General features: G+C 61.7%; 13 protein-coding genes and 1 pseudogene. 9 read left to right on the forward strand and 5 right to left on the reverse strand.

Features of this window, described 5'->3' with window-relative positions; translation table 11 throughout:
- Positions 1 to 7: 7 nt before the first annotated feature.
- A complete protein-coding gene (locus CJ178_RS21665; RefSeq protein ID WP_095887633.1) occupies positions 8 to 3,433 on the forward strand; it encodes a beta strand repeat-containing protein in 3,426 nt (1,141 codons plus the stop codon).
- Between the two features lie 85 nt (positions 3,434 to 3,518).
- Here CJ178_RS21665 and CJ178_RS21670 read toward each other — a convergent pair whose 3' ends face one another.
- On the reverse strand, positions 3,519 to 5,066 hold the full coding sequence (locus CJ178_RS21670; RefSeq protein WP_095887634.1) for an MBL fold metallo-hydrolase: 1,548 nt from the start codon (positions 5,064 to 5,066) through the stop codon (positions 3,519 to 3,521).
- Positions 5,067 to 5,233: 167 nt separating this feature from the next.
- Between CJ178_RS21670 and CJ178_RS21675 the strand changes: the two genes are divergently transcribed.
- From CJ178_RS21675 to CJ178_RS21685, 3 genes are all read left to right on the forward strand, one after another.
- Positions 5,234 to 5,989 carry a lysophospholipid acyltransferase family protein gene (locus CJ178_RS21675; RefSeq protein ID WP_095888090.1) on the forward strand — a complete coding sequence of 252 codons (756 nt, stop codon included), beginning with the start codon at positions 5,234 to 5,236 and terminating at the stop codon, positions 5,987 to 5,989.
- A gap of 4 nt (positions 5,990 to 5,993) precedes the next feature.
- A complete protein-coding gene (locus tag CJ178_RS21680) occupies positions 5,994 to 6,728 on the forward strand; it encodes a lysophospholipid acyltransferase family protein (protein ID WP_095887635.1) in 735 nt (244 codons plus the stop codon).
- 691 nt (positions 6,729 to 7,419) lie between these two features.
- Positions 7,420 to 9,057, forward strand: coding sequence for a DUF726 domain-containing protein (locus tag CJ178_RS21685; protein ID WP_095887636.1), 1,638 nt, complete (start codon positions 7,420 to 7,422; stop codon positions 9,055 to 9,057).
- 365 nt (positions 9,058 to 9,422) lie between these two features.
- Here CJ178_RS21685 and CJ178_RS21690 read toward each other — a convergent pair whose 3' ends face one another.
- Positions 9,423 to 9,773 carry a hypothetical protein gene (locus CJ178_RS21690; protein ID WP_143547532.1) on the reverse strand — a complete coding sequence of 117 codons (351 nt, stop codon included), beginning with the start codon at positions 9,771 to 9,773 and terminating at the stop codon, positions 9,423 to 9,425.
- 1,266 nt (positions 9,774 to 11,039) lie between these two features.
- Between CJ178_RS21690 and CJ178_RS32515 the strand changes: the two are divergent.
- A pseudogene (locus CJ178_RS32515) lies at positions 11,040 to 11,114 on the forward strand (hypothetical protein); the annotation flags it as partial.
- Positions 11,115 to 11,288: 174 nt separating this feature from the next.
- Here the strand turns inward: CJ178_RS32515 and CJ178_RS21705 are convergent.
- Entirely contained in the window at positions 11,289 to 11,483 is a 195-nt protein-coding gene (locus tag CJ178_RS21705) for a hypothetical protein (protein ID WP_095887640.1), read from the reverse strand.
- Between the two features lie 75 nt (positions 11,484 to 11,558).
- Between CJ178_RS21705 and CJ178_RS21710 the strand changes: the two genes are divergently transcribed.
- The gene (locus CJ178_RS21710; protein ID WP_095887641.1) at positions 11,559 to 12,398 is read left to right on the forward strand and encodes an HAD family hydrolase; all 840 of its coding nucleotides are present in this window, start codon (positions 11,559 to 11,561) and stop codon (positions 12,396 to 12,398) included.
- A 33-nt stretch (positions 12,399 to 12,431) separates the two neighbouring features.
- On the opposite strand, the gene CJ178_RS21715 is transcribed toward CJ178_RS21710, so the two are convergent.
- The gene (locus tag CJ178_RS21715; protein ID WP_095887642.1) at positions 12,432 to 14,330 is read right to left on the reverse strand and encodes an N-acetylmuramoyl-L-alanine amidase; all 1,899 of its coding nucleotides are present in this window, start codon (positions 14,328 to 14,330) and stop codon (positions 12,432 to 12,434) included.
- Positions 14,331 to 14,661: 331 nt separating this feature from the next.
- Here CJ178_RS21715 and CJ178_RS21720 point away from each other — a divergent pair, with 331 nt between their 5' ends.
- Positions 14,662 to 16,215 carry a SpoIID/LytB domain-containing protein gene (locus tag CJ178_RS21720; RefSeq protein ID WP_045066327.1) on the forward strand — a complete coding sequence of 518 codons (1,554 nt, stop codon included), beginning with the start codon at positions 14,662 to 14,664 and terminating at the stop codon, positions 16,213 to 16,215.
- 96 nt (positions 16,216 to 16,311) lie between these two features.
- On the opposite strand, the gene CJ178_RS21725 is transcribed toward CJ178_RS21720, so the two are convergent.
- Positions 16,312 to 17,805, reverse strand: coding sequence for a PucR family transcriptional regulator (locus CJ178_RS21725; RefSeq protein WP_045066329.1), 1,494 nt, complete (start codon positions 17,803 to 17,805; stop codon positions 16,312 to 16,314).
- Between the two features lie 155 nt (positions 17,806 to 17,960).
- On the opposite strand from CJ178_RS21725, the gene CJ178_RS21730 reads away from it, so the two are divergent.
- Together CJ178_RS21730 and CJ178_RS21735 are read left to right on the forward strand one after the other, a co-directional pair.
- Positions 17,961 to 19,403, forward strand: a complete 1,443-nt coding sequence (locus CJ178_RS21730; protein ID WP_045066331.1) for an amino acid permease — start codon at positions 17,961 to 17,963, stop codon at positions 19,401 to 19,403.
- A gap of 95 nt (positions 19,404 to 19,498) precedes the next feature.
- A complete protein-coding gene (locus CJ178_RS21735) occupies positions 19,499 to 20,680 on the forward strand; it encodes a thiolase family protein (protein WP_033235240.1) in 1,182 nt (393 codons plus the stop codon).
- The last annotated feature ends 1 nt before the right edge of the window (position 20,681 follow it).

Consider the following 20,681-nt stretch of genomic DNA (forward strand, 5'->3'; position numbering starts at 1 on the left):
GAAGCACATGAAAGACAAGAAGTTACGTCGGTTGTTAGCCGGCGTCAGCACCGCAGCGATGGCGGTGGGCTTCGCCACGACGTTCGGCGTCATGACGGCGTCCGCTGCGCCCGTGAGCACATCGACGGCGTCAGGCAGTTGGACATTCAACCGAACGATCAGCAACGGTACGCCCGTCCCCGGCGAAACAATCACCGTCACGAACAACATCCGGTGGAACGGTGGTATCGCTCCGACCATCAGTGCCTTCAAGGACATTCACCCGGACTGCCTCACCTACGTCGTGGATTCGTCAAAAGTCGCCGGTAAGGGCGTCGGCACGAATACGACCGCCACATCTGTGAGCATGACGGGATCGTGGATCCGAAGCGCCGTCGATCGGAACATCGATTACACGGTCAAGTACACCGTCGGCCAGAACTGTGCCCGCGACGTAGCCCTGATAACGGGCGCCGGCATCAGCGCGAACCAGGGTACGGGCTCTGAAACCGCCAATACGGGTCCGTCGATCACCGTTGCAAAGGCTGCGACGCAGACCACCCTCGCGGTAGCGCCTACGCCGCAGGCTGATCAGGCGTCGACTCTGACGGCCACCGTCACAACAGGTGCCACCGGCAACGTCGACTTCTTGAACAACGGCAACCTCCTCGGTACCGGCACGATCGCCAACGGCACCGCTACCTACGCGTGGACCCCGTCCGGCGCGGACGCGGGCCAGCCGTACTCGATCACCGCGAAGTACCTCAGCGACGCCACCAACGCAGTATCGACCTCGGCCGCGCAGACCGGGACTGTGGCAGCTGCGCCGACCGCCCCTGCGGCGCCGACCGCAGTCACCGTGAACCCGACATCTGTTGTTGTCGGCGGCACTGTGACGGTTTCCGGGACTGCTGAGGCCAATTCGGAGGTCACTGTCATAGCTGGTGAGAAGACGTGCAAGGTCACTGCTGGTGCTGCCGGTGCTTTCAGCTGTGACATCGTCACCAGCGAGGTCGGCACCCTGACCGTGACTGCCGTTGCGGCGAATGCTGTTGGTGTCGGTCCGATCTCAGCTCCGGTCACTGTGACCGTCTTGGCTCCGCCTGATGTTGATACGACGCTGGGTTTGTCGGTTCCGTCTGTTGCGACGGCGGGTGTTGCTGTTGATTTGACGGCGACGGTTGCTCCGGCTTCCGCTGTGGGTTCGGTGTCGTTCAAGGTTGGCGGTGTCGAGGTTGGTACTGCTGTGGTGTCGAATGGTGTTGCGACGCTGTCGCACACGTTTGCTGCTGCGGGTGTGCAGTCGGTGACGGCTGATTTCTCGGGTGCTGGTTTTGTGGCGTCGAGTGCGGGTCCGTCGACGGTGACGGTCTCTGATCCGGTTCCGGTGGATGTGGAAACGTCTCTGGTGCTGGGTGTTCCGGCTGCGGCGACGACGGGTGACGCGGTTGATCTGACCGCTACCGTTGCTCCGGTTTCTGCTGTGGGTTCGGTGTCGTTCAAGGTTGGCGGTGTCGAGGTTGGTTCTGCTGTGGTGTCGAATGGTGTTGCGACGCTGTCGCACACGTTTGCTGCTGCGGGTGTGCAGTCGGTGACGGCTGATTTCTCGGGTGCTGGTTTTGTGGCGTCGAGTGCGGGTCCGTCGTCGGTGACGGTGTCTGATCCGGTTCCGGTTGATGTGGATACGACGCTGGGTTTGTCGGTTCCGTCTGTTGCGACGACGGGTGTTGCTGTTGATTTGACGGCGACGGTTGCTCCGGTTTCTGCGGTGGGTTCGGTGTCGTTCAAGGTTGGCGGTGTCGAGGTTGGTTCTGCTGTTGTGTCGAATGGTGTTGCGACGCTGTCGCACACGTTTGCTGCTGCGGGTGTGCAGTCGGTGACGGCTGATTTCTCGGGTGCTGGTTTTGTGGCGTCGAGTGCGGGTCCGTCGTCGGTGACGGTGTCTGATCCGGTTCCGGTTGATGTGGATACGACGCTGGGTTTGTCGGTTCCGTCTGTTGCGACGACGGGTGTTGCTGTTGATTTGACGGCGACGGTTGCTCCGGTTTCTGCGGTGGGTTCGGTGTCGTTCAAGGTTGGCGGTGTCGAGGTTGGTTCTGCTGTTGTGTCGAATGGTGTTGCGACGCTGTCGCACACGTTTGCTGCTGCGGGTGTTCAGTCGGTGACGGCTGATTTCTCGGGTGCTGGTTTTGTGGCGTCGAGTGCGGGTCCGTCGTCGGTGACGGTCTCTGATCCGGTTCCGGTTGATGTGGATACGACGCTGGGTTTGTCGGTTCCGTCTGTTGCGACGACGGGTGTTGCTGTTGATTTGACGGCGACGGTTGCTCCGGCTTCTGCGGTGGGTTCGGTGTCGTTCAAGGTTGGCGGTGTCGAGGTTGGTTCTGCTGTTGTGTCGAATGGTGTTGCGACGCTGTCGCACACGTTTGCTGCTGCGGGTGTTCAGTCGGTGACGGCTGATTTCTCGGGCGTGGGTTTTGTGGCGTCGAGTGCGGGTCCGTCGTCGGTGACGGTCTCTGTTCCGGTTCCGGTTGACGTGGAAACGTCTCTGGTGCTGGGTGTTCCGGCTTCAGCGACGACGGGTGATGCTGTTGATTTGACTGCGACAGTTGCCCCGGCAAGCGCTGTGGGTTCGGTGTCGTTCAAGGTTGGTGGTGTCGAGGTGGGTTCTGCTGTGGTGTCGAATGGTGTTGCGACTGTGTCGTACACGTTTGTTGCGGCTGGTGTGCAGTCGGTGACCGCGGACTTCTCAGGCGCTGGTTTTGTGGCGTCGAGTGCGGGTCCGTCGACGGTGACGGTGTCTGATGCAGTGGTTGTCGACACGACTTCGACAACCGTGCTCAGTGTTGCCGGTGAAGCGAAGGTCGGTGTAGAACTGGATCTTTCCGCTGCAGTTGCCGGTCAGCCTTCAGGTGATCCGGCTCCGTCAGGCGGCACGGTCACATTCAAGGTTGACGGTGTCGGTGTTGGTTCGGTTCCTGTAGTCAACGGTTCTGCGACGCTGGCACACACGTTCAACGCCGTCGGCACGGTTACGGTGACTGCGGTGTACAGCGGTTCCGGTACGTTGGCCGGCTCGACGTCGAACGCGGAGACGGTCAATGTGACCGTTGAAGCGCCGACTGATGTGGACACGACGACAACGCTGAATGTTCCGGCATCAGGTGTTGTGGGTAAGAGTGTTCAGTTGAAGGCCAATGTGTCTCCGCTGGGCAGCGTCGGTACAGTGCAGTTCTTCGAGGGCAATGTGCCGCTGGGCGCAGCGGTGGACGTGGTCAACGGTGTTGCTGTTCTTGATCACACCTTCGCCACTACGGGTAATCATTCGATCACTGCGGTGTTCAGCGGTGGTCCCGGGATGAAGGCGTCGGAATCTGCCGGATCGACGATCAACGTCACCGAAGCGGAGACGGAAACCGGTGGATCGGGTTCGCTGGGTAACATCTTCGGCTCGTAGAGCGGAAGTGATCGTTCTTCACCCATGACATGAAGTGGGGCTGCAGGTCTGACGACCTGCAGCCCCACTTTCGGCTATGTAGCGGTTAGAGCTTGCGGGTGCGCAACTCGTGTCCCTTGGACGTCTTGCAGGCGCCGGTTTCGAGGTCCCACTGCCAGCCGTGCAGGTTGCATGTGAGCTTGTTGCCTTCCACCACGCCGAATTTGGTGAGGTCGGCCTTCAGGTGCGGGCAACGACGCTGAATCTCGTAACCGCCCAGCTCGATTGACGCGGTGTCGTCGTGGGCTTCGGAGAACCAGCCGTCGGCGTAGGCGATACGCTCGTCGGTGAGGCACTTGAAGAATGTGTAGAGGAACTCGTTGTACCCGCCCACTCGCCACGCCTGGAAGCGGGTGGAGAGGAAGATGGTGTTGACCCAGTCGGGTTCGTCGTCGCGCAGGACGGTGCGAACCAACTCGGGTGCGATGCGGAATCCGTAGCGGTACTTGCCTTCACCGTCGATGGGCTCGCGGACGAGTCGCTTCGGGAAGTCGAGGACTACGGTCTCGTCGCCCATGACAAGTCCGACGGGGTAGCCGATGCCGTCGCAGATGACGTTCGACTGGGCCATGATGGGCTCGAACTTCGCCTTGATTGCTTCGAGGAGCGGTTCACCCTCGGCCGGTGCCCACGATGCCTTTTCGGCAGCGAGGACGGGAGCCATCTTCTGGGCCATGTTCTCGATGTACTCGGCTTTGTTCGAGAAGATCTTGTCGACCTCGGCATCCGGAATTGGATGGGACAGAACAGCTTCACTGCCGTGAATATCCACGACGGAGCCGGGAATCATCAGCAGGCCACCATTATTTCCGTGGATGCGCATCTGCTCGAGGAACACGATCTGATCGGGGAAGATGTTGCCCTCGTCGTCGTGGTCGTCGTTGAGGTCACGCAGAGCGTCGTCGAGGAAAACCGGCGGGCCGGCCGACGGGACGACCCAGGTGGCGTCGACCTGCTCGATGTAGCTACGGCAGCGATCCATGCCGCGCTGACGCTTCTGCTTGCCGAAGTTGCGCTTGGTGCCCTTGGGGATGTCGTACACCATCGGGTACCAGATGGCGCCCGAGTACTGCAGAAGGTGGATGTCAATCTTGCCGAACTGCTCGCCCAGGACGTCCATGTCGACGGGACGCGCGTCGTTCATGTTGAAGCAGGTGGTTTCGCCGTCGGAAATCACGATGCCGGAGTCGCCGATCGGGCCGTCAGCCGGAGCGCGCAAGGCAATGATCATGATCTCCAGGTCACCCTTGGGGCCTGAGACGGTGTGCTTGACGGAGTCCTCGGTTTCGAAGAACTTGTGGAAACCGAGCTTCTCGAGCTCACGCTTGAGGTCCGGGACCGGGTAGTCCGGCAGCAGGACCGTGGCGTCCTTGTTGACGTGCTTGCTCAGGTTCTCGGGATCGAAATGATCCTTGTGAAGGTGCGAGACGTACAGGTAATCGCAATTACCGATGGCGTCCCAATCCAACTCCGAGTTATCCGGGAACGGGAACCACGACGCAAAATACGCGGGGTTGACCCACGGATCGCACAGGATCGAGCCTGCGGTCGTCTGAATGTGGAATCCGGCGTGACCGACGCTGGTGACCTGCACTGGTATGCCTCCTGAAAATGTGCTGAGCGACGGTACCAGGGTAGGCCCTCCGCGCGGCGGGTTCGATCAGGCAACCCCTGGGCATCGCGGATAACCCGACGTCACCATGGGAAACACGCGCCCACGCGGTGGGTCAGATCACGGGTTCACCGCTAGGCTGGGAACCTGTGGACCCCGTATACAGAACAGTCATCGGCATCGCCCGTACCGTCTTCGCGTTCGAAGGCCTGAAGTTCTCGGTTCAGGGCGATCGGAATATCCCCGCTACCGGTGGTGCGGTGATCGCGATCAACCACACCGGATACATGGACTTCACCTACGCGGGTCTGCCGGCGCGCACCCCGAAGCGGTACATCCGGTTCATGGCCAAGAAGGAAGTTTTCGACAACAAGATTTCCGGGCCCATCATGCGAGCCCTCAAGCACATCCCCGTCGATCGTGGTGCCGGCGCTGATTCCTACAAGGCGGCCGTCGATTTCCTCAAGCGCGGTGAACTGGTCGGCGTATATCCGGAAGCCACGATCAGTCGGAGCTTCGAGATCAAGGAATTCAAGTCCGGTGCTGCCCGCATGGCCATCGAGGCCGGTGTTCCCATCGTCCCCGTCGCGATCTGGGGTGCACAGCGAGTGTGGACCAAGGGCTACCCGAAGCGGTTGGGCCGCACCAATACTCCGATCTCCATTGCCGTCGGCGAGCCCATCCAGCCTTTCGAACCGGCCAGTGAGCTGACTGCCAAACTGCGCACGACGATGCAGGAACTGCTGCTCGAAGCTCAGAAGGGTTACCAGCACCCCGCAGGTGAGTACTGGGTACCCGCACGATTGGGTGGAAGTGCGCCCACCCTCGAACAGGCAGACAAGATGGATGCCGAAGAAGCTGAGGCCAAGGCAAAAGCACGCGAGGCCCGCAAGTCGGAAGGCTGAGCCCGTGACCGCCGAACCCGTGTACACGGCAGTCGAGACCACCGCGCGTGTTCTCTGCCGTCTGCAGGGTCTGGCGGTCACCCGAACCGGCACCGAGAATGTTCCGCGTACCGGCGGAGCCGTTATTGCGATCAACCACACGAGCTACCTGGACTTCATCCATGCGGCCCTTGCCGTGCGCGAGTCGAAGCGGAAGCTTCGGGTGATGGCCAAAACCGAATTAGCGAACAACAAGGTTCTCGCGTTCCTCATGCGCGGCTGTGGCGTCATCGAAGTGGATCGCTCGGCGGGCGCCGAAGCCTTCCAGGTCGGCGTCGACGCGTTGCGTCGTGGCGAATTGGTGGGCGTGTATCCGGAGGCGACAATCAGCCGGAGCTTCGAGATCAAGGAATTCAAGTCCGGTGCAGCGCGGATGGCAATCGAAGCGAATGTGCCGATCATTCCCGTGATCGTCTGGGGCGCGCAGCGGTTGGTAACAAAAGGTGGCCCGAAGAACCTGGGCCGCAATCACTTTCCCATCTCCGTAGAGGTTGGTGCGCCAATTGATCCGGTAGAACCGGCGGACGCACTTACTGAAATCCTGCGGATCGAGATGGACGCCATCTTGCGTCACGTTCAGGATGGGTTTGCTCATGAACCGGGTGGGTACTGGGTACCGCGCCGGCTCGGTGGAGGAGCGCCCACTCCGGAGGAAGCTGCGGCAATGGATGTGGCAGAACGGGCGAAGCGAGGGAGCTGAGGCTGGGGCTAGCCCCCATCTTTCGTTATTTGAAGGGAAAACTTCGGAAGGCTGCGCGGTGATTGAAGGAGACGGGTCTTCACAAGGAAAGTATGCGTCGTTGTTGCGGAACTTACACGACTGTTTGAATTTCTTGTTAGCGCGGCGTGGCGCTCTACGTGCGACCGCAAACGTTCGTATACGGCCCACAAATCGAGTGGGTCGGTCGCAAACGTTCGTATCTGGTCGACGAATCGACTGATTTTGCGACCAACGCCGGAACCCAGGGAATCGTCGACCGAAACTCATGACCGAAACTAAATGGCCCGAAACCCCGAAAGTAGCCGTTTTCGGCCCATCAATTAGCATCGGCATATCACAGGCGAACGAATTGACTCTCGGAATTATTTGGCATGTTTTTCACAGAACTATTTGGCACGTTGCGCGCCGCTAAGAGGGGGTCGAGGAGCAAATCCGCCCAATCCGGCGCTAAGGAGTTACCGCACATAGTGTCATGCTATGTGCGGCAACATCTGAACCGTCCTGGCTCGATGCGCCTTTCAGGTGGGGCGACTCGGGAAACTATGTGCGGTAGTAGTCGGACGGTGTCCACCGTGGCAGCATGCTCGGCGAGCAACGCTGCCGGATCGCGTTGAACACATTCGATGAAAGCCGCTTTCAAGCTGGTCGAAGAAAATTAGGAAGGCAAGTAGTGGCAAGTTCCGCTGAAGTCGTATTTCGTTCACTCGGCAACACAGAGTTCGAATGCGAGGTTCGCAGCCCGGAAGGGCTGACGATGCGCTGCAACGGTGCGCTCGGCGATCTAGAGCCTCGAGTTCTCGGTGACGACGCGCTGGGCACCAACCCTGCCTTAGTCCACAACGCATGGGCATTCGCCAAGCACGATCATTTAGACCGCACGCTACAGGAGGGCGCCGAGCGGAAAAGTCATCGTGAGCAGGCGAGTGCGCACCGTAAGACTGCGGCTGGCATCGCCGAACTGGTCGACAAGTTAGGTACCGCGTCGAAGAATTCCTGGTGCTCAGCATGTTTCACCCGAAGCGACCACCGCCGCTTGACGCAAGGATTCGGCACGGTGCCGGCGTACCTATGCGAATCGTGCGGATCGCCGACACTGGGTTGCGCAGGTCCCGGGTGCGCGAACATGGCCACGCGAGGTTTCGCAGCAGTGCTGGTGCCGCGGTACTGCGCCGAGCACAGGCATGAGATCCCAGGGTTCGAAAAGGCGTCGGCAAGCTTCGGGGCGCTGGAGGATTACCACGAATTCCTCGATTTCGAACGTCGCAACCTCGCACTAGGCTCACGTGTAGCAGCGATTTCCGTTCTCTCCGCAGGTGCCCTTGCGACCGGCGCATTTTTTGCTGCTCCGGCGATTGGCGGTGCAATCGGCAGTCTGAGCATCGCAGGGGGTGGCTACACGGGGGCCGCGGCGAGCAGTTACGGGTTGGCTTTGCTTGGTGGTGGCTCGATCGCTGCGGGTGGGCTGGGCATGGCTGGCGGGACAGCAGTCGTCGCAGCTGTCGGTGGAGCCCTCGGCGGCGCATTGGGCAGTTCCGTGACAACTGCTTACATCGGTGCTGACAAGTCGTTCTATATCGAACTGATCAAGCCGGGGTCCGGCACAGCCGTGATCGTCGCGAATGGACTGTTCAGCGAGGGAGCGGACACACGCAAGGACTGGAAGGATCTTGTCGCACGACGCTACCCGGATTCGCCGATCTATCGAGTTCACTGGGGGAGCAATGATCTCGGAGACTTAGCGGCAATGGCCAAGGCGCTGGGTGGACAACCTGCAGCCGCGCTCGGAGTCAAGGGGCTGGCTGCAAAGGCGGGAAAGGCGGGCGCGAAGAAGCTGGGACCGTTGGCACCCGCGCTGGTGATAGCAGCCGCTGCCAAAAATCCTTGGCATACTGCAAAAGTCAAGGCAGACCGGACGGGTGTGGCTCTGGCAGGACTATTGGCGAGAACCGATGCAAAACGCTACGTGCTTGTCGGGCATAGCCTTGGTGCCCGCGTTGCAGCCACAGCAGCCGAGACCCTTGCGACGTCGAGGAGCGGACCGAAGATCGACACGGTCCATTTGCTAGGCGCTGCAGTCGGGTCGGGTGGTGACTGGCGACTTCTCAACAAAGCAGTCACCGGTGCCGTGCACAACTACCACTCATCGAACGATGGTGTGCTCAAGTACGCCTATAAGACCGCCCAAGCCGGACAAACGGCGGTCGGATTCGTTGGTTTCCGCACCGACTACCACCGAATCCACGACCACGACGTCTCCGCTATTGTCGCTGGTCATTCAAAGTATCTCGAAAACGTGCAGCTCAGCTGATAGAGCTTCTCTGTCGGAGATGTCCTATCGAACGGAGAAGAATTCGAAACACCATTCCCTGAATCGCGGGGGTCGAGGAGCAGATCCGCCGAATCCGGCGCTAAGAGGCAGCGAGTGCGTGGCCTTGAGCGACCGGGCGATCCAGCCCGGCAGCGTCGATCGCCCGCGTACCGCTCAGCGGACTCGGAAGCGTCCCAACGGGTCTTCGCCGAGCGCCGCACCCTGCGCTACCGCAGATAGTCTCCCGAGTCGACTCGATTGGAAGGTCCTTCGTGACTGGTCGTCTCCGGCGTTATCGCAGATAACGGGCCACTATGTGCGGTAGCTCATTAGCGCCGGATTGGGCGGATTTGCTCCTCGACCCCCTACACGCGACCGAGGATCCGAGATCCGGCGGCACCGACCGCTACAGCGGCGATGATCAGACCCCAAAAAATCAGCTCTGCTACACCCGATACCAGCGGAATCGCCACGTCCGCCGCATCGAGCGCACGACCCCCCGCGATCCAGGCCCCGACAGCGGCGCCGAGCGCCGCCACCACACCGACGACCTGGGCCTGCCCAGACGCTGACCCCGTCATCAGCGCCTGAAAAGAAAATTTCACGAGCACCACCGATGTCGCGACCAGAAAAGCGCTCATCAATGCGAAAAAGAACCACGCGCCCGCGCTACCGCTATCGGCAGATTGTATAATTTTCTCTCCTGCAAAATACATTCCTCGCATGATCTCCCCAATCCAGATTTGTGATAGAGCACCCCCGCTCGGCGAGAGAGGGAATTCGGATCGATTCCATTTGTACCCCGCCCTGAGACGATTGTCCACCGATATGAATCCCGACTTGATGGTCGGCTTCCATGCCTATCTACCAGCAGGGATGTCCCATCCTTGTGGCAGGGCGTCCTTCGCTTGGTCCAAAAAATATCCATGCTTTCAACTGTTAATTGAAAAGAATGACCGCCATTTATCTCGCGTGAAAGTGTGGCGACAAATAAGTCTGAATAGCCAGCTAAAAGGCCGCTGAATCGTCCGCCGAAAACACCGTTAAATGATCGCCTGAATATGCATTCGAAAGTCGCAATCTTTGACACCAGAAAACCGTCGAACGACCATCGTGAAACAGGCTCGACCGCAGTCGAAAATAGACCGGAAGCGCCGCACAACCAACACCGGAAACTCGCCCGACTTCGATGTGCCCTGAAGTGAACTCGTGGCTGCCGCCGAGGCATGGGTGTGCTGCAACGAGGCCCAGTGAGAGACGACCGAAAACAGTCCCACCATCGCGCAGAAATGCGCAACCGATTGAACCCACGCCGCACGAAACAAAACGCGACACCGGGCGGTAGGAGTCCGCCCGGTGTCGCGTCAAAAATGTCTAGCCGAAAGGCGTCTGAACGTGACTCTGCAAATGCTCACTAGATCCGCCTTCACAGAAGCGGAAATCTCGGCGCCGAGGACGTGGAAATCTGCGCAGAATGCCGCCGAATACTCGGTGACATGATCCGACCCGAACCTGGACGACCGCACGACTTCACGATCAAGCGTGCACTGGTCGTGCGGGACCGGCACTGTTGACCCGAGCCACTTTCGCGAGGAACGCCGCGGCGGCACCGGCGTGGCGATCAGCGGGAGTGCGCACCTGCACTCTTCCCACGCGGACGGTTGACGCCTGCCCGGCGGCCGGCCACCTCCGGTGTCCCCGAAATGAGCTCCGCTGCGCTCCGCTCTGAAAAGCCTTGATTTGTTTCACTTCTGGCCTTCCGATTCTCGTCGGCGGTGACCTGCGCGCAACCCCTGGCGGCTGCGCCGGCCGATGGCTCCGACAAATTTTCTCAAAGACACTCGCTGCGCTCCCAGAGAACTTTTCCCGGCCCAGAAGTTGCACTCCGGCCCCCTCATGCCGACGCGATTCTCCTTTGCCAGAAGGCGAAAAAAAATTGGCGGGGCACGAGGCCCAGCCACTTTCACAGCAAGGGGAACCCCATGCAGCACATCCGTTTGACCACCGCGACCGACGTACTGGCAGCGATCCCGACATTGCTCGGATTCGTGCCCACCGATTCGGTCGTCATGGTCGCATTGACCGAACGCGACGGCGAATCCCCCAACAGTCGCTTTCGTCGCCCGCACCGACGTCGTAAGCGCCGCACCGATCGACCGATACCGGCAGGCAACCGCACGGCCGCGGCGAATGTGACTCCAATCGAGAATCGGAGCCGTATCCGGGGTCGATCAGTCGAACAGACCCTTCGTGAGATCAGGGTCGGGGAACGCAAAATCGACTCTCGTCGAGGGTTCCGATTCGACGGACAACCCCTCAACAACGGCTATGAGGTCCGCATCCGTGATCACCCGCGCATGTTTGGTCGCCTGATAGGCAGCAGCTTCCACCACCGATCGTTTGCGCGAAGAGTTCCTGTCGCTCATATGCCCCACCTCTCGATGTATCAATAATGTCGGACACCGAGGGAGACCGTCGTACCTGACAGGCACAATGGCGGGGTGAGCCCAGAGCGTCCGACCAACCCAGCCCGTCCAACACTTGTCGCGACAGATGTCGACGGCACCTTGATCAACGAGGACGAGTTGGTCAGCGCTCGCACCCGCGAGGTGATTCATGCCGTCGTGGAATCAGGAACACCGTTCCTGCTGGCAACGGGCCGTCCGCCGCGCTGGATTTCACCAGTCGTCGAGAGCCTGGGTTACGCACCTTTGGCCGTCTGCGCCAACGGCGCTGTTGTCTACGACAGTTATGCCGACCGCGTGCTCAGCGCCGCGACCTTGTCGGTGGAGGCGCTGATCGAACTCTCCGGACTGGCGCTCAGCGTGCTTCCCGCTGCCGGCCTGGCAGCCGAACGAGTGGGGGAGAGCGCCCACGACGCGGCCACCCCACAATTTGTCAGCTCCCCGGACTACGAACATGCGTGGCTCAATCCCGACAACACGGAAATGTCCGAGGACGATGTACTGGCGGTACCGGCTGTAAAACTGCTGATCCGTCGTCCAGGAATGACAAGCACCGCAATGTACGACGCTCTTGCCCCGCACGTCGGGTCGCTGGCAGACATGACGTACTCCACGGAGAACGGGCTGATCGAACTTTCGGCTCCCGGCATCACAAAGGCGTCGGGTCTTGTGGCTGCGGCGAATCAGTTCGGGTTCGACCTGTCCGGACTGGTGGCGTTCGGCGACATGCCCAACGACATTCCGATGCTCGCGATGGCGAATCTCGGCGTCGCGATGGGTAACGCTCACCCTGAGGCAAAAGCCGCAGCAGACGAGGTTACCGAGACCAATTCACAGCACGGGGTCGCAAAAGTCCTCGAGCGCTGGTGGTCGTAAAACCCACCAGCGCTCGAGGACTTCCCACGGGAGTTATCCCACGGCATTGAGAATCTGTGTGACTACACCGGTGATCTGGTTGAAGATCAGGGCGCCGTTCTCGAAGTCGCTACGGAATCCGTCCGGAATCGAGTACTCGTCCGAGATGGGGAGTCCGAGGGAACCCAGATCCGATCCGTAGCTCTGCCATGCCTTGAAGATCTCGCCGACCACGGTGTATACGCCCCCGTTGGGGGAGGTGTAGATAGCGCCGTTCTGGAACAACGCTCCCAGATTGCCGAACTTTGCCTGCAGTTCTCCGGTGATCGCCTCACCGAGTCGGCCGAGGTCGCCGCCTTCGGCGATCCACTTCTGTGCGAGCGGGGAGTTGTCGGTCAACTTCAGAACCTGGTTGACGAGGTCCGTCACGGAAGACCCGGTGCCACCGGCAACGGTGTCAGCCGGAGTGTTGGGCTTCTGCACGGGAGGCGTGACGGGGTTGGCCGGGGCCGTTACTCCGTTAGCCGCATTGGCTGCGATCTGGCGGATTTCACCCATGCGGGCGTACGCGGCATCGCCCGGGCAGGCGGTGCTTCCGACGTCACGGTGAGCGAAGATGATCGGCAAATCGACTGCAGCACCCTGCGGGTACGGCGTGTACGGCGTGCCTTCGGAGTACATCGTGGTGCGGCCCATCGGATTGAGACCGGCCAACTTGAGCCGCCACCCGAGGAACTGACCTACCGAATTCAGCATCGCCGACGACGGCTGAACGGTGGAGTAATCACCCATCATCGCGATACCGACGGTGTTCTCGTTGAAACCACCGGCATGCGCACCCTGGACGGGCTTGTCCAGACCGCCTGCGCGGCCTTCGAAGATCTGACCGTACTTGTCGACGAGCACGTTGTATCCGACGTCGCACCAGCCGAGCGTCTGTGCGTGGTAGGCGTAGATCGAACGAACGATCCCAGCCGACTCGGCCTTCGTGTAGTTGTTCACTCCCGCGGTGTGGTGCACGGTGGCACCGCCGAGGCCGTCGTCGTACGTCGGGCCGTCGCAACGCAGGCCTTCGTCAGCACCCCACTGCGAGCGAGTGATCACTGCGGGACCACCGGTCGAGAACGGCGCCGCAACTGCCTGCAGATTGTCGTCCGACGGGCTGGTGCCCGGATCGATGAGCACGGCCGTGACCTCGTCAGCGGTGGTCTCGACCTGGCGAAGCGGCTTCGACACCGATGCCGGGGTGTAACCGAGTTCGCCTTCGGGAGCCGGGGCGGCCTCGGTGGTGGGCGCTACCTCTACCGGCGCCGATGAGGCGGGCGCGGGTGCTGCATCGGTTGCCGGTGCGTCGCGCGGCGTCAGAATCTGGATGGCCTTGGTGAGCCCGACGTAGAGGGGCTCGGTGGCGGAGAGAGTATTCGTCGCCTGTTCGGCGTCGATGGCGTCGGGGGAGAACCACGGGCCCCAGATGCCGTCCTCGGACAGCGCGCGGATCTTGGACTGCGCCGAATCGACGGTGTCCGAGGTCAACGCGACCATGCTGAACGGGGCGTCGCGAGTGAGTTGCTTAACCACAGCGCCGGGGAATTCCTCATCCTGAACAGGCGTTTCCGTCGGCGCGGCCGGATCGGCCGGTGCCGGCAGAAGCTCCGTCGGAATCGTGATCCCGGGAGGCAGCGCGATGTCGGTGGGGATCAGTGCCTTGAGATCGCCGAGGTTGATGTCGGGCAGATCGAGCCCCGTCAGTTCCTTGAGCGGAATGACGATGTCGGGAACCGACGCGAGCAGAACCTGCGAGATCTGGGTGGGCACCGCCACGGACGACGTCTCGTTTGCCGAGCGGACGTCAGGCGTGTCGTTAGTGAGGCCGTATACCGCAAAAGGACTTGCGACAGCCAGTGCGGCTACGGCCCCAAGTACGAATGAGGGCTTCGGTCGACGGTGTGGCAAGGGATGACTCCTCGGTTGTAGTTACTTACGAGCGAATTTCAGGGCCGGTAACGGCCTCGAACAGAATCGGCCGGAACCGGATCCGAGCAGGTCGGAGGCCATGTTGCGCGGATCAACTCCATCTTTCGGTCGCATATGTCTGCAACTCGTGATGCGGATGTGACTCGTGTGACTGGTGTTGCTAAGTCCAGGCACTCTTGCCACACTAGTCACAAGAGTCCATAACGCTCAACCTTAGGGTGAGACTTTAGCCAAATCGTTGTGGACTGGACCACGTGCGGAGAACCGACTTCGCAGCCCCGTGAGTCCGGTGGCGATGAGGAGAGCGTTGATGGCGAAGAACGAGCGAAGCGGAACCGCAGGTAAAAAGCCTGTTAGACGCCGTTTCCTGGTGAGTGGACCCGGTCGACGCCGTTCCGTGATGCGTATCTCCGTGCTGGGATTGATTCCCGCTCTGGCGCTCGGAATTGCGGTCGGAGGTATCGGAACTCTGTACCAGGACGAGCCGTCGGTTATGCCCGTCGTGTCCGCCGACACCCAATTCACTCTCTCCGGCCATGGCAACGGCCACGGCCGCGGAATGGGGCAATGGGGCGCTTACGGCTACGCCAAAAACCAGGGTTGGTCCGGCGAGCGAATTCTCAGCCACTACTACGGGGGTACTGTTCTCGACTCCATGCCGCCCGCTCAGATGAGCGTTCGGCTGACAGCCCGCGACGACGAAACTCTCGACGTGTACTCCGCCGCCGGAATGGTCGTGAACGGACAGCGCACCGCGCCCGGTGAAGCCGCCCACCTGACCGCACTTCCCGGAGGTGGCGCCAGCGTTGTCGTCACCAGCGGCTGCGGCGGCGGTGTCGTCTGGGAAGCGGTCACAAACCATCCGTGGGTGGATCCGGTAGATCTGTCCCCGGACCGGCCCGCCGACCAGTTCTTGACGATGTGCGACGACAACGCCCCGTATCGCGGCGCGCTTGGTGTTGTGCTCGACAACGGCGCGGCGCGCACGGTCAACCTGCTCGACATGGAGGACTACCTACTCGGAGTGGTGCCGGTGGAGGCGAAGGCCGATTGGGCCGATTCCGGTGGGGCAGAAGCACTGCGGGCCCAGGCCGTCGCCGCGCGGTCGTATGCCGCAGTCGAGCATCGCAGCTCTTACGCCGACACCTGCGACACGCAGGACTGCCAGGTCTACGGCGGCGCAGGCAAGGAAGATCCACGAACCACCGAGGCCGTGCGCAGTACAACCGGCGCAGTTCTCTCACGCGACGGCGACATCGTGGCAACCGAATTCTCCTCGTCCACAGGCGGTTACAGCTCAGGTGGAGCATTCCCGGCTGTGGCAGACGAAGGTGACACCATCTCGCCCAATCACGACTGGACGCAGATGTTTTCCGCCGGCGAGATCGCGGAGGCCTTCGGGGTCGGCGAATTGACGTCGCTGAAAGTTCTCTCCCGAAACGGCCTCGGCGTCGACGGCGGCCGCGTCACGGCTCTCGAAGTTGTCGGAACAAAGGCAACCGTCGGTGTCACCGGAATGCAGGCGAGGATGAAATTGGGGCTGAAATCCGACTGGTTCACTATCGGTGACGGCGCTGGTGTGGTAGAGAGTCCGGTATCGGAAACTGTAGCGCCAGAACTAAATTCGCAAATTACTGATTCGTCCGGTACGGTTGTCGAGACGCAGATCGAGGCAAAGTATCGAGAGTTCGGTGGCGCCACCGGCACTCTCGGCGCTCCGGTCGGCCCGGAGATGCAATTGCCCTCCGAGGCCGGCACCTTCCGCGTCTTCGAAAATGGAACCATCATCTGGACCGAGATTTTGGGTGCGCAGGTAGTTGATGCCAACGTGCTCCGCGAGTGGATACCGACGGATATGAGCTAGGGGAAGATCGGTCGATATTTACCTCGCACAAAAACGATTCTGTCGGGCCTCGCCGCAATCCGGTGTAGGCCCGACAGGTCGTTTACGGCCCGGAGATCAGATGGTGGGGGCGTCGCCGAGCAGTCGATATTCGAGCCACAGCTCGGCCCGTTCGGTAGGGGAGCTGAGATCGAGTTGGAGCAGGCTCTCGATGCGAGCGAGCCTGCTGCGCAACGTATGTCGGTGAATATTCAGTGCAGTGGCCGCAGCGTCTCCCACTCCGTTGTGGGCCAGCCACATGGCCAAGGTCCGGTAGAGGTCGCTGCCACCCTTTGCTTCGAGTAGCGGTCGAAGATGGGCCGCCGCAAAAGCCGTCGACCGATCGGGATCGAGAAACGCCGACAATCCACTTTCGGAGAGTTCCGCAAAACGCATCGACGGCAGGTTACGGGCACTGGCCTCGGCTGCTGCCTGCGCGGCCTGCCTTCTGGCCCGCGAGAGATCGTCCCACCACAGCATGTCCGACACTCCGACGGTTACGTCGATACCTTTGATACGAGCGAGAATTCGTTCGCTGTCCGTAGCCGACACAACGGCGATGAGCGCGCCGTCGGTGATGCCGAATGCCAAATCGCGGCTGAGGCCGTCGAGCAATGAGACGGACACGCTCTCGAGTAGGCCGACGGGGCCCGCGACGTGGAAAACCTGAAAGGGTTCAATCGGAAATCCGCCCCACAGCTCTCCGGAGATGTTGCGCGCGAGCGTATTCTGGCCCTCGAAGAGCTGATGCATCGCCACCGTGCGTAAGTGATTCATCGTCAGCTGTGCATCTCGCGTGCGGGCCGTCATAAGCGTCAACAGGGAAGCGGCGGTGATCACGATGCCCTGATTCAGTGACCCGACGGCGCCGGGGCAGCCGGCGACGAGGTATCCCATCAGCTTTCCCCGCGACGTTGTCAGGGGATGGGAGATCACGTCCTCGTTCTCGCTCGTGACAAAGCTGACCTCCATCGGGCGGGCGTCACGCTCGGGAGCGGTGCGCTCGATTCCCGCGGCCGCGGCGGTGTGCGAGATCTCGACGGTGTGGCCTGCCGAGTCCAGCAGTGCCGCCCATCCGCCGATCAACTCCGCGACCCGGCGCACAACTGCTCGGGTCCCGTTGACCGTCACAGCGGCTTGGAGGAGCCGTCGCACGCTCTGATAGTTGTTGCGCAGGGCTTTCATATCGTCCTCGGACTGCGCCCGGGACACCGCTTTTGTCAGTGCGATGAACGGCGTTCGCAGGGGGACGTCGAGAAGGGGCACGTTGAAACGTGTGGCCGCATCTACGAGAGCCTGCGGTACTTCCTCGTATCCGAGGCCGGTTCCGAAACCGATTCCGGCAATTCCGACGCCCACCAGGGTCCGCACGAATCGGGTTGTTCCCGCGGCCGTCATGGGTAGCGACACCCCGGTGATGAGGAGTAATTCGCCGCCGTCGAGGAAGGGCGTCGGGTCGGGGAGTTCGGAGACATGTGCCCAGGTCAGGGTGCGGTCGAGCTGATCTTGCCCGGCCAGTACTCGCAGGCCGAACTGTTCGGTCGCGCAGAGCTGGCGCAGGGTGATGGGCATGGGTTCAGTCTGACACCTTGTTCGCGCCACTATGTAGTGCCTGCGGTCACGTTTGTACAAAGTGGAGCCTGTCGCGAGGGGGTTCGAGGTCCGACACTGGCGCTAGCCAAAAAGCGCCACCAAAATCCCACCGGAGAATCCCACAAGGAGTTTCGATGTCCAGTACGGACCAACCCGCGCTTCAGCACACGCTGAAGAAGCGGCACCTGTCGATGATCGCGATCGCAGGCGTCATCGGGGCCGGACTGTTTGTCGGCTCCGGCGTGGCGATCCAGGAAACGGGCCCAGGCGTCCTGATTTCCTACGCACTTGCCGGCGTCGTCGTCATCCTCGTGATGCGCATGCTCGGTGAGATGTCGGCAGCGTCCCCGGAAACCGGGTCGTTCTCCTCGTACGCAGACAAGGCCATCGGCCGCTGGGCCGGCTTCTCCATCGGCTGGCTGTACGCGTGGTTCTGGATCATCGTCCTCGGAATCGAGGCCACCGCAGGCGCTCTCATCATGAACCGATGGGTACCGGGTGTTCCGCAATGGACCTGGGCACTGATTCTGATGATCGTGCTGACCTTGACCAACATCATCTCGGTCAAGTCGTTCGGTGAGTTCGAGTTCTGGTTCGCGTCCATCAAAGTTGTTGCCATCATCGCGTTCCTCGGCATGGGTGTCGTCGCGATCTGTGGATGGATGCCAGGCGTCGAAGCACCAGGCATGACCAACCTGACCGGCCACGGCGGATTCCTGCCCAACGGCACGGGAGCCATGCTCGCCGCAGTCCTTGTGGTGGTGTTCTCGTTCTTCGGAGCTGAAATCGCCACCATTGCCGCTGGTGAATCGGCTAATCCGCTGGAAGCTGTTCGCGCAGCCGTCAAATCCGTCGTGTGGCGAATCCTCATCTTCTACATCGGCTCGATCGCCGTTGTCGTCACCCTGCTGCCGTGGGACAGCGCATCTGTCGCGCTCAGCCCGTACGTCGCCGTCATGGACTCGTACGGCATCCCGGCCGCGGGCAACATCATGGACGTCGTTGTTCTCACCTCAGTCCTGTCCTGCCTGAACTCCGGCCTGTACACCGCAAGCCGCATGATCTTCTCCCTCGCCGGACGCGGCGACGCCCCGAAGTCGCTCTCCCGCATCGAGAAGACCGGTGTCCCGATGCGCGCCGTGCTGGTCTCGACCATCGTCGGATTCCTGACGGTTGGCATGAACTACCTGTCCCCGGACAAGGTGTTCTTGTTCCTCGTGAACTCCTCCGGTGCGATCGCGCTCTTCGTGTGGCTCGTTATCTCCGTGTCCCAGTTGCGAACTCGTCGCAAGCTCGAAGCGTCGGGCCAGGAACTGGAACTGAAGATGTGGCTCTTCCCGTATCTCACCTACGCCACCATTGCCGCGATCATCGCGCTCTGCATCGGCATGGTCGTCCTCGACTCGACCCGTAGCCAGATGTTCGTGTCCCTGGGTCTTGCGGCGATCCTCGTGGGCATCGGGCTCTACCGCTACCGCAACGACGACAAGACGGACGACAACAAGACCGGGGCCGCCCCGGCAGAGGTAACCCCAACGGTGGAAACGACAACAGTGGCAGTCACTACAAAGGCCTGACGCCTACGTCCCCATCTGCGCGATACTTAGATGTCCTAGTATCGGCCACGGACCGAGAATTTCGAGCGCCGTGCGCACAGCAGATGGGGACAATCATGACCACACCCGAACCGATCGTCATCGTCGACGGGGCTCGCACCCCGGTCGGTAGCTTCGGTGGCGTCTTCAAGGACGTCCCCGCACACGAGCTCGGCGCCACGGCTGCCAAGGCCGCGCTGACCCGCGCCGGCGTCGCACCTGAGGACATCGATGAGGTTGTCATGGGCTGCATCGGCCAGGTCGGTCCAGACGCCTACAACGCGCGCCGCGTCGGCATCGCAGCCGGACTGCCCGAGAACGTTCCCGCGTATACCGTCAACCGCCTCTGTGGCAGCGGTCTGCAGGCAATCTGGTCGGCAGCAATGCAGATGCGCTGGGGCGCTGCCGCCATCACGCTCGCCGGCGGCGACGAGAGCATGTCCCGCATGCCGTTCTACGATTTCTCCGCCCGCGCCGGCTTCAAGTTGGGCGATCACGGCCTCGTCGACGGCACCGTCGCGATGCTCACCGATCCCTTCAGCAACGCCCACATGGGCCGCACCGCCGAAGCCGTCGCCCGTAAGTACGGCGTCAGCCGCGAGCAGCAGGACGAGTTTGCCGTCGAATCGCAGCGACGCGCCGCCACCGACGCCGCAAAGGCCGCTTTCGCCGAGGAGATCACCGCGGTCGAAACCGGTGGCCGTCGCTCCGTCACCATCACCGAGGACGAGCACCCCAAGCCGGGCACCACGATGGAAACCCTCGCGAAGCTGCGCCCCGCATTCGAAGAGGGTGGCTCCGTCACCGCCGGTAACGCGTCGGGCATCAACGACGGCGCCGCAGCCCTCGTTCTCGCGACGGGCACCGAGGCAGCCAAGCGCGGCCTGACCGGTCTGGTCACGCTCGAAGCCGTCACGACGGCAGCCATGGAGCCCGGCCTGATGGGCTACGCTCCCGTGCTCGCCCTGGAAAAGCTCTTTGCGCAAACAGGTTTGAAGCCGTCCGATATCGGCACCGCCGAGGTCAACGAGGCGTTTGCCTCGCAGGCCATCGCCGTCATCCGTGACGCCGGCCTCGACCCGGAGAAGACCAACCCGTACGGCGGCGCCATCGCGCTCGGACACCCCGTCGGCGCAACCGGCGCGATCCTTACCCTGCGCGCAGCCCGCGACATGGTCCGTCGCGACCTCGAATTCGGCATCGTCACCATGTGCATCGGTGGCGGGCAGGCCCTCGCCGCCCTGCTCAAGCGAGTCTGAT

It is taken from the genome of Rhodococcus sp. ACPA4 (assembly GCF_002300185.1).
GTDB lineage: Bacteria > Actinomycetota > Actinomycetes > Mycobacteriales > Mycobacteriaceae > Rhodococcus_F > Rhodococcus_F globerula.

What these genes read in the sequence shown, in the direction of transcription:
- CJ178_RS21705 (WP_095887640.1), bottom strand. Translation starts at nt 11,483, where the DNA reads ATGAGCGACAGGAACTCTTCGCGCAAACGATCGGTGGTGGAAGCTGCT.
- CJ178_RS21720 (WP_045066327.1), top strand. Translation starts at nt 14,662, where the DNA reads ATGGCGAAGAACGAGCGAAGCGGAACCGCAGGTAAAAAGCCTGTTAGA.
- CJ178_RS21690 (WP_143547532.1), bottom strand. Translation starts at nt 9,773, where the DNA reads ATGTATTTTGCAGGAGAGAAAATTATACAATCTGCCGATAGCGGTAGC.
- CJ178_RS21735 (WP_033235240.1), top strand. Translation starts at nt 19,499, where the DNA reads ATGACCACACCCGAACCGATCGTCATCGTCGACGGGGCTCGCACCCCG.
- CJ178_RS21725 (WP_045066329.1), bottom strand. Translation starts at nt 17,805, where the DNA reads ATGCCCATCACCCTGCGCCAGCTCTGCGCGACCGAACAGTTCGGCCTG.
- CJ178_RS21665 (WP_095887633.1), top strand. Translation starts at nt 8, where the DNA reads ATGAAAGACAAGAAGTTACGTCGGTTGTTAGCCGGCGTCAGCACCGCA.
- CJ178_RS21730 (WP_045066331.1), top strand. Translation starts at nt 17,961, where the DNA reads ATGTCCAGTACGGACCAACCCGCGCTTCAGCACACGCTGAAGAAGCGG.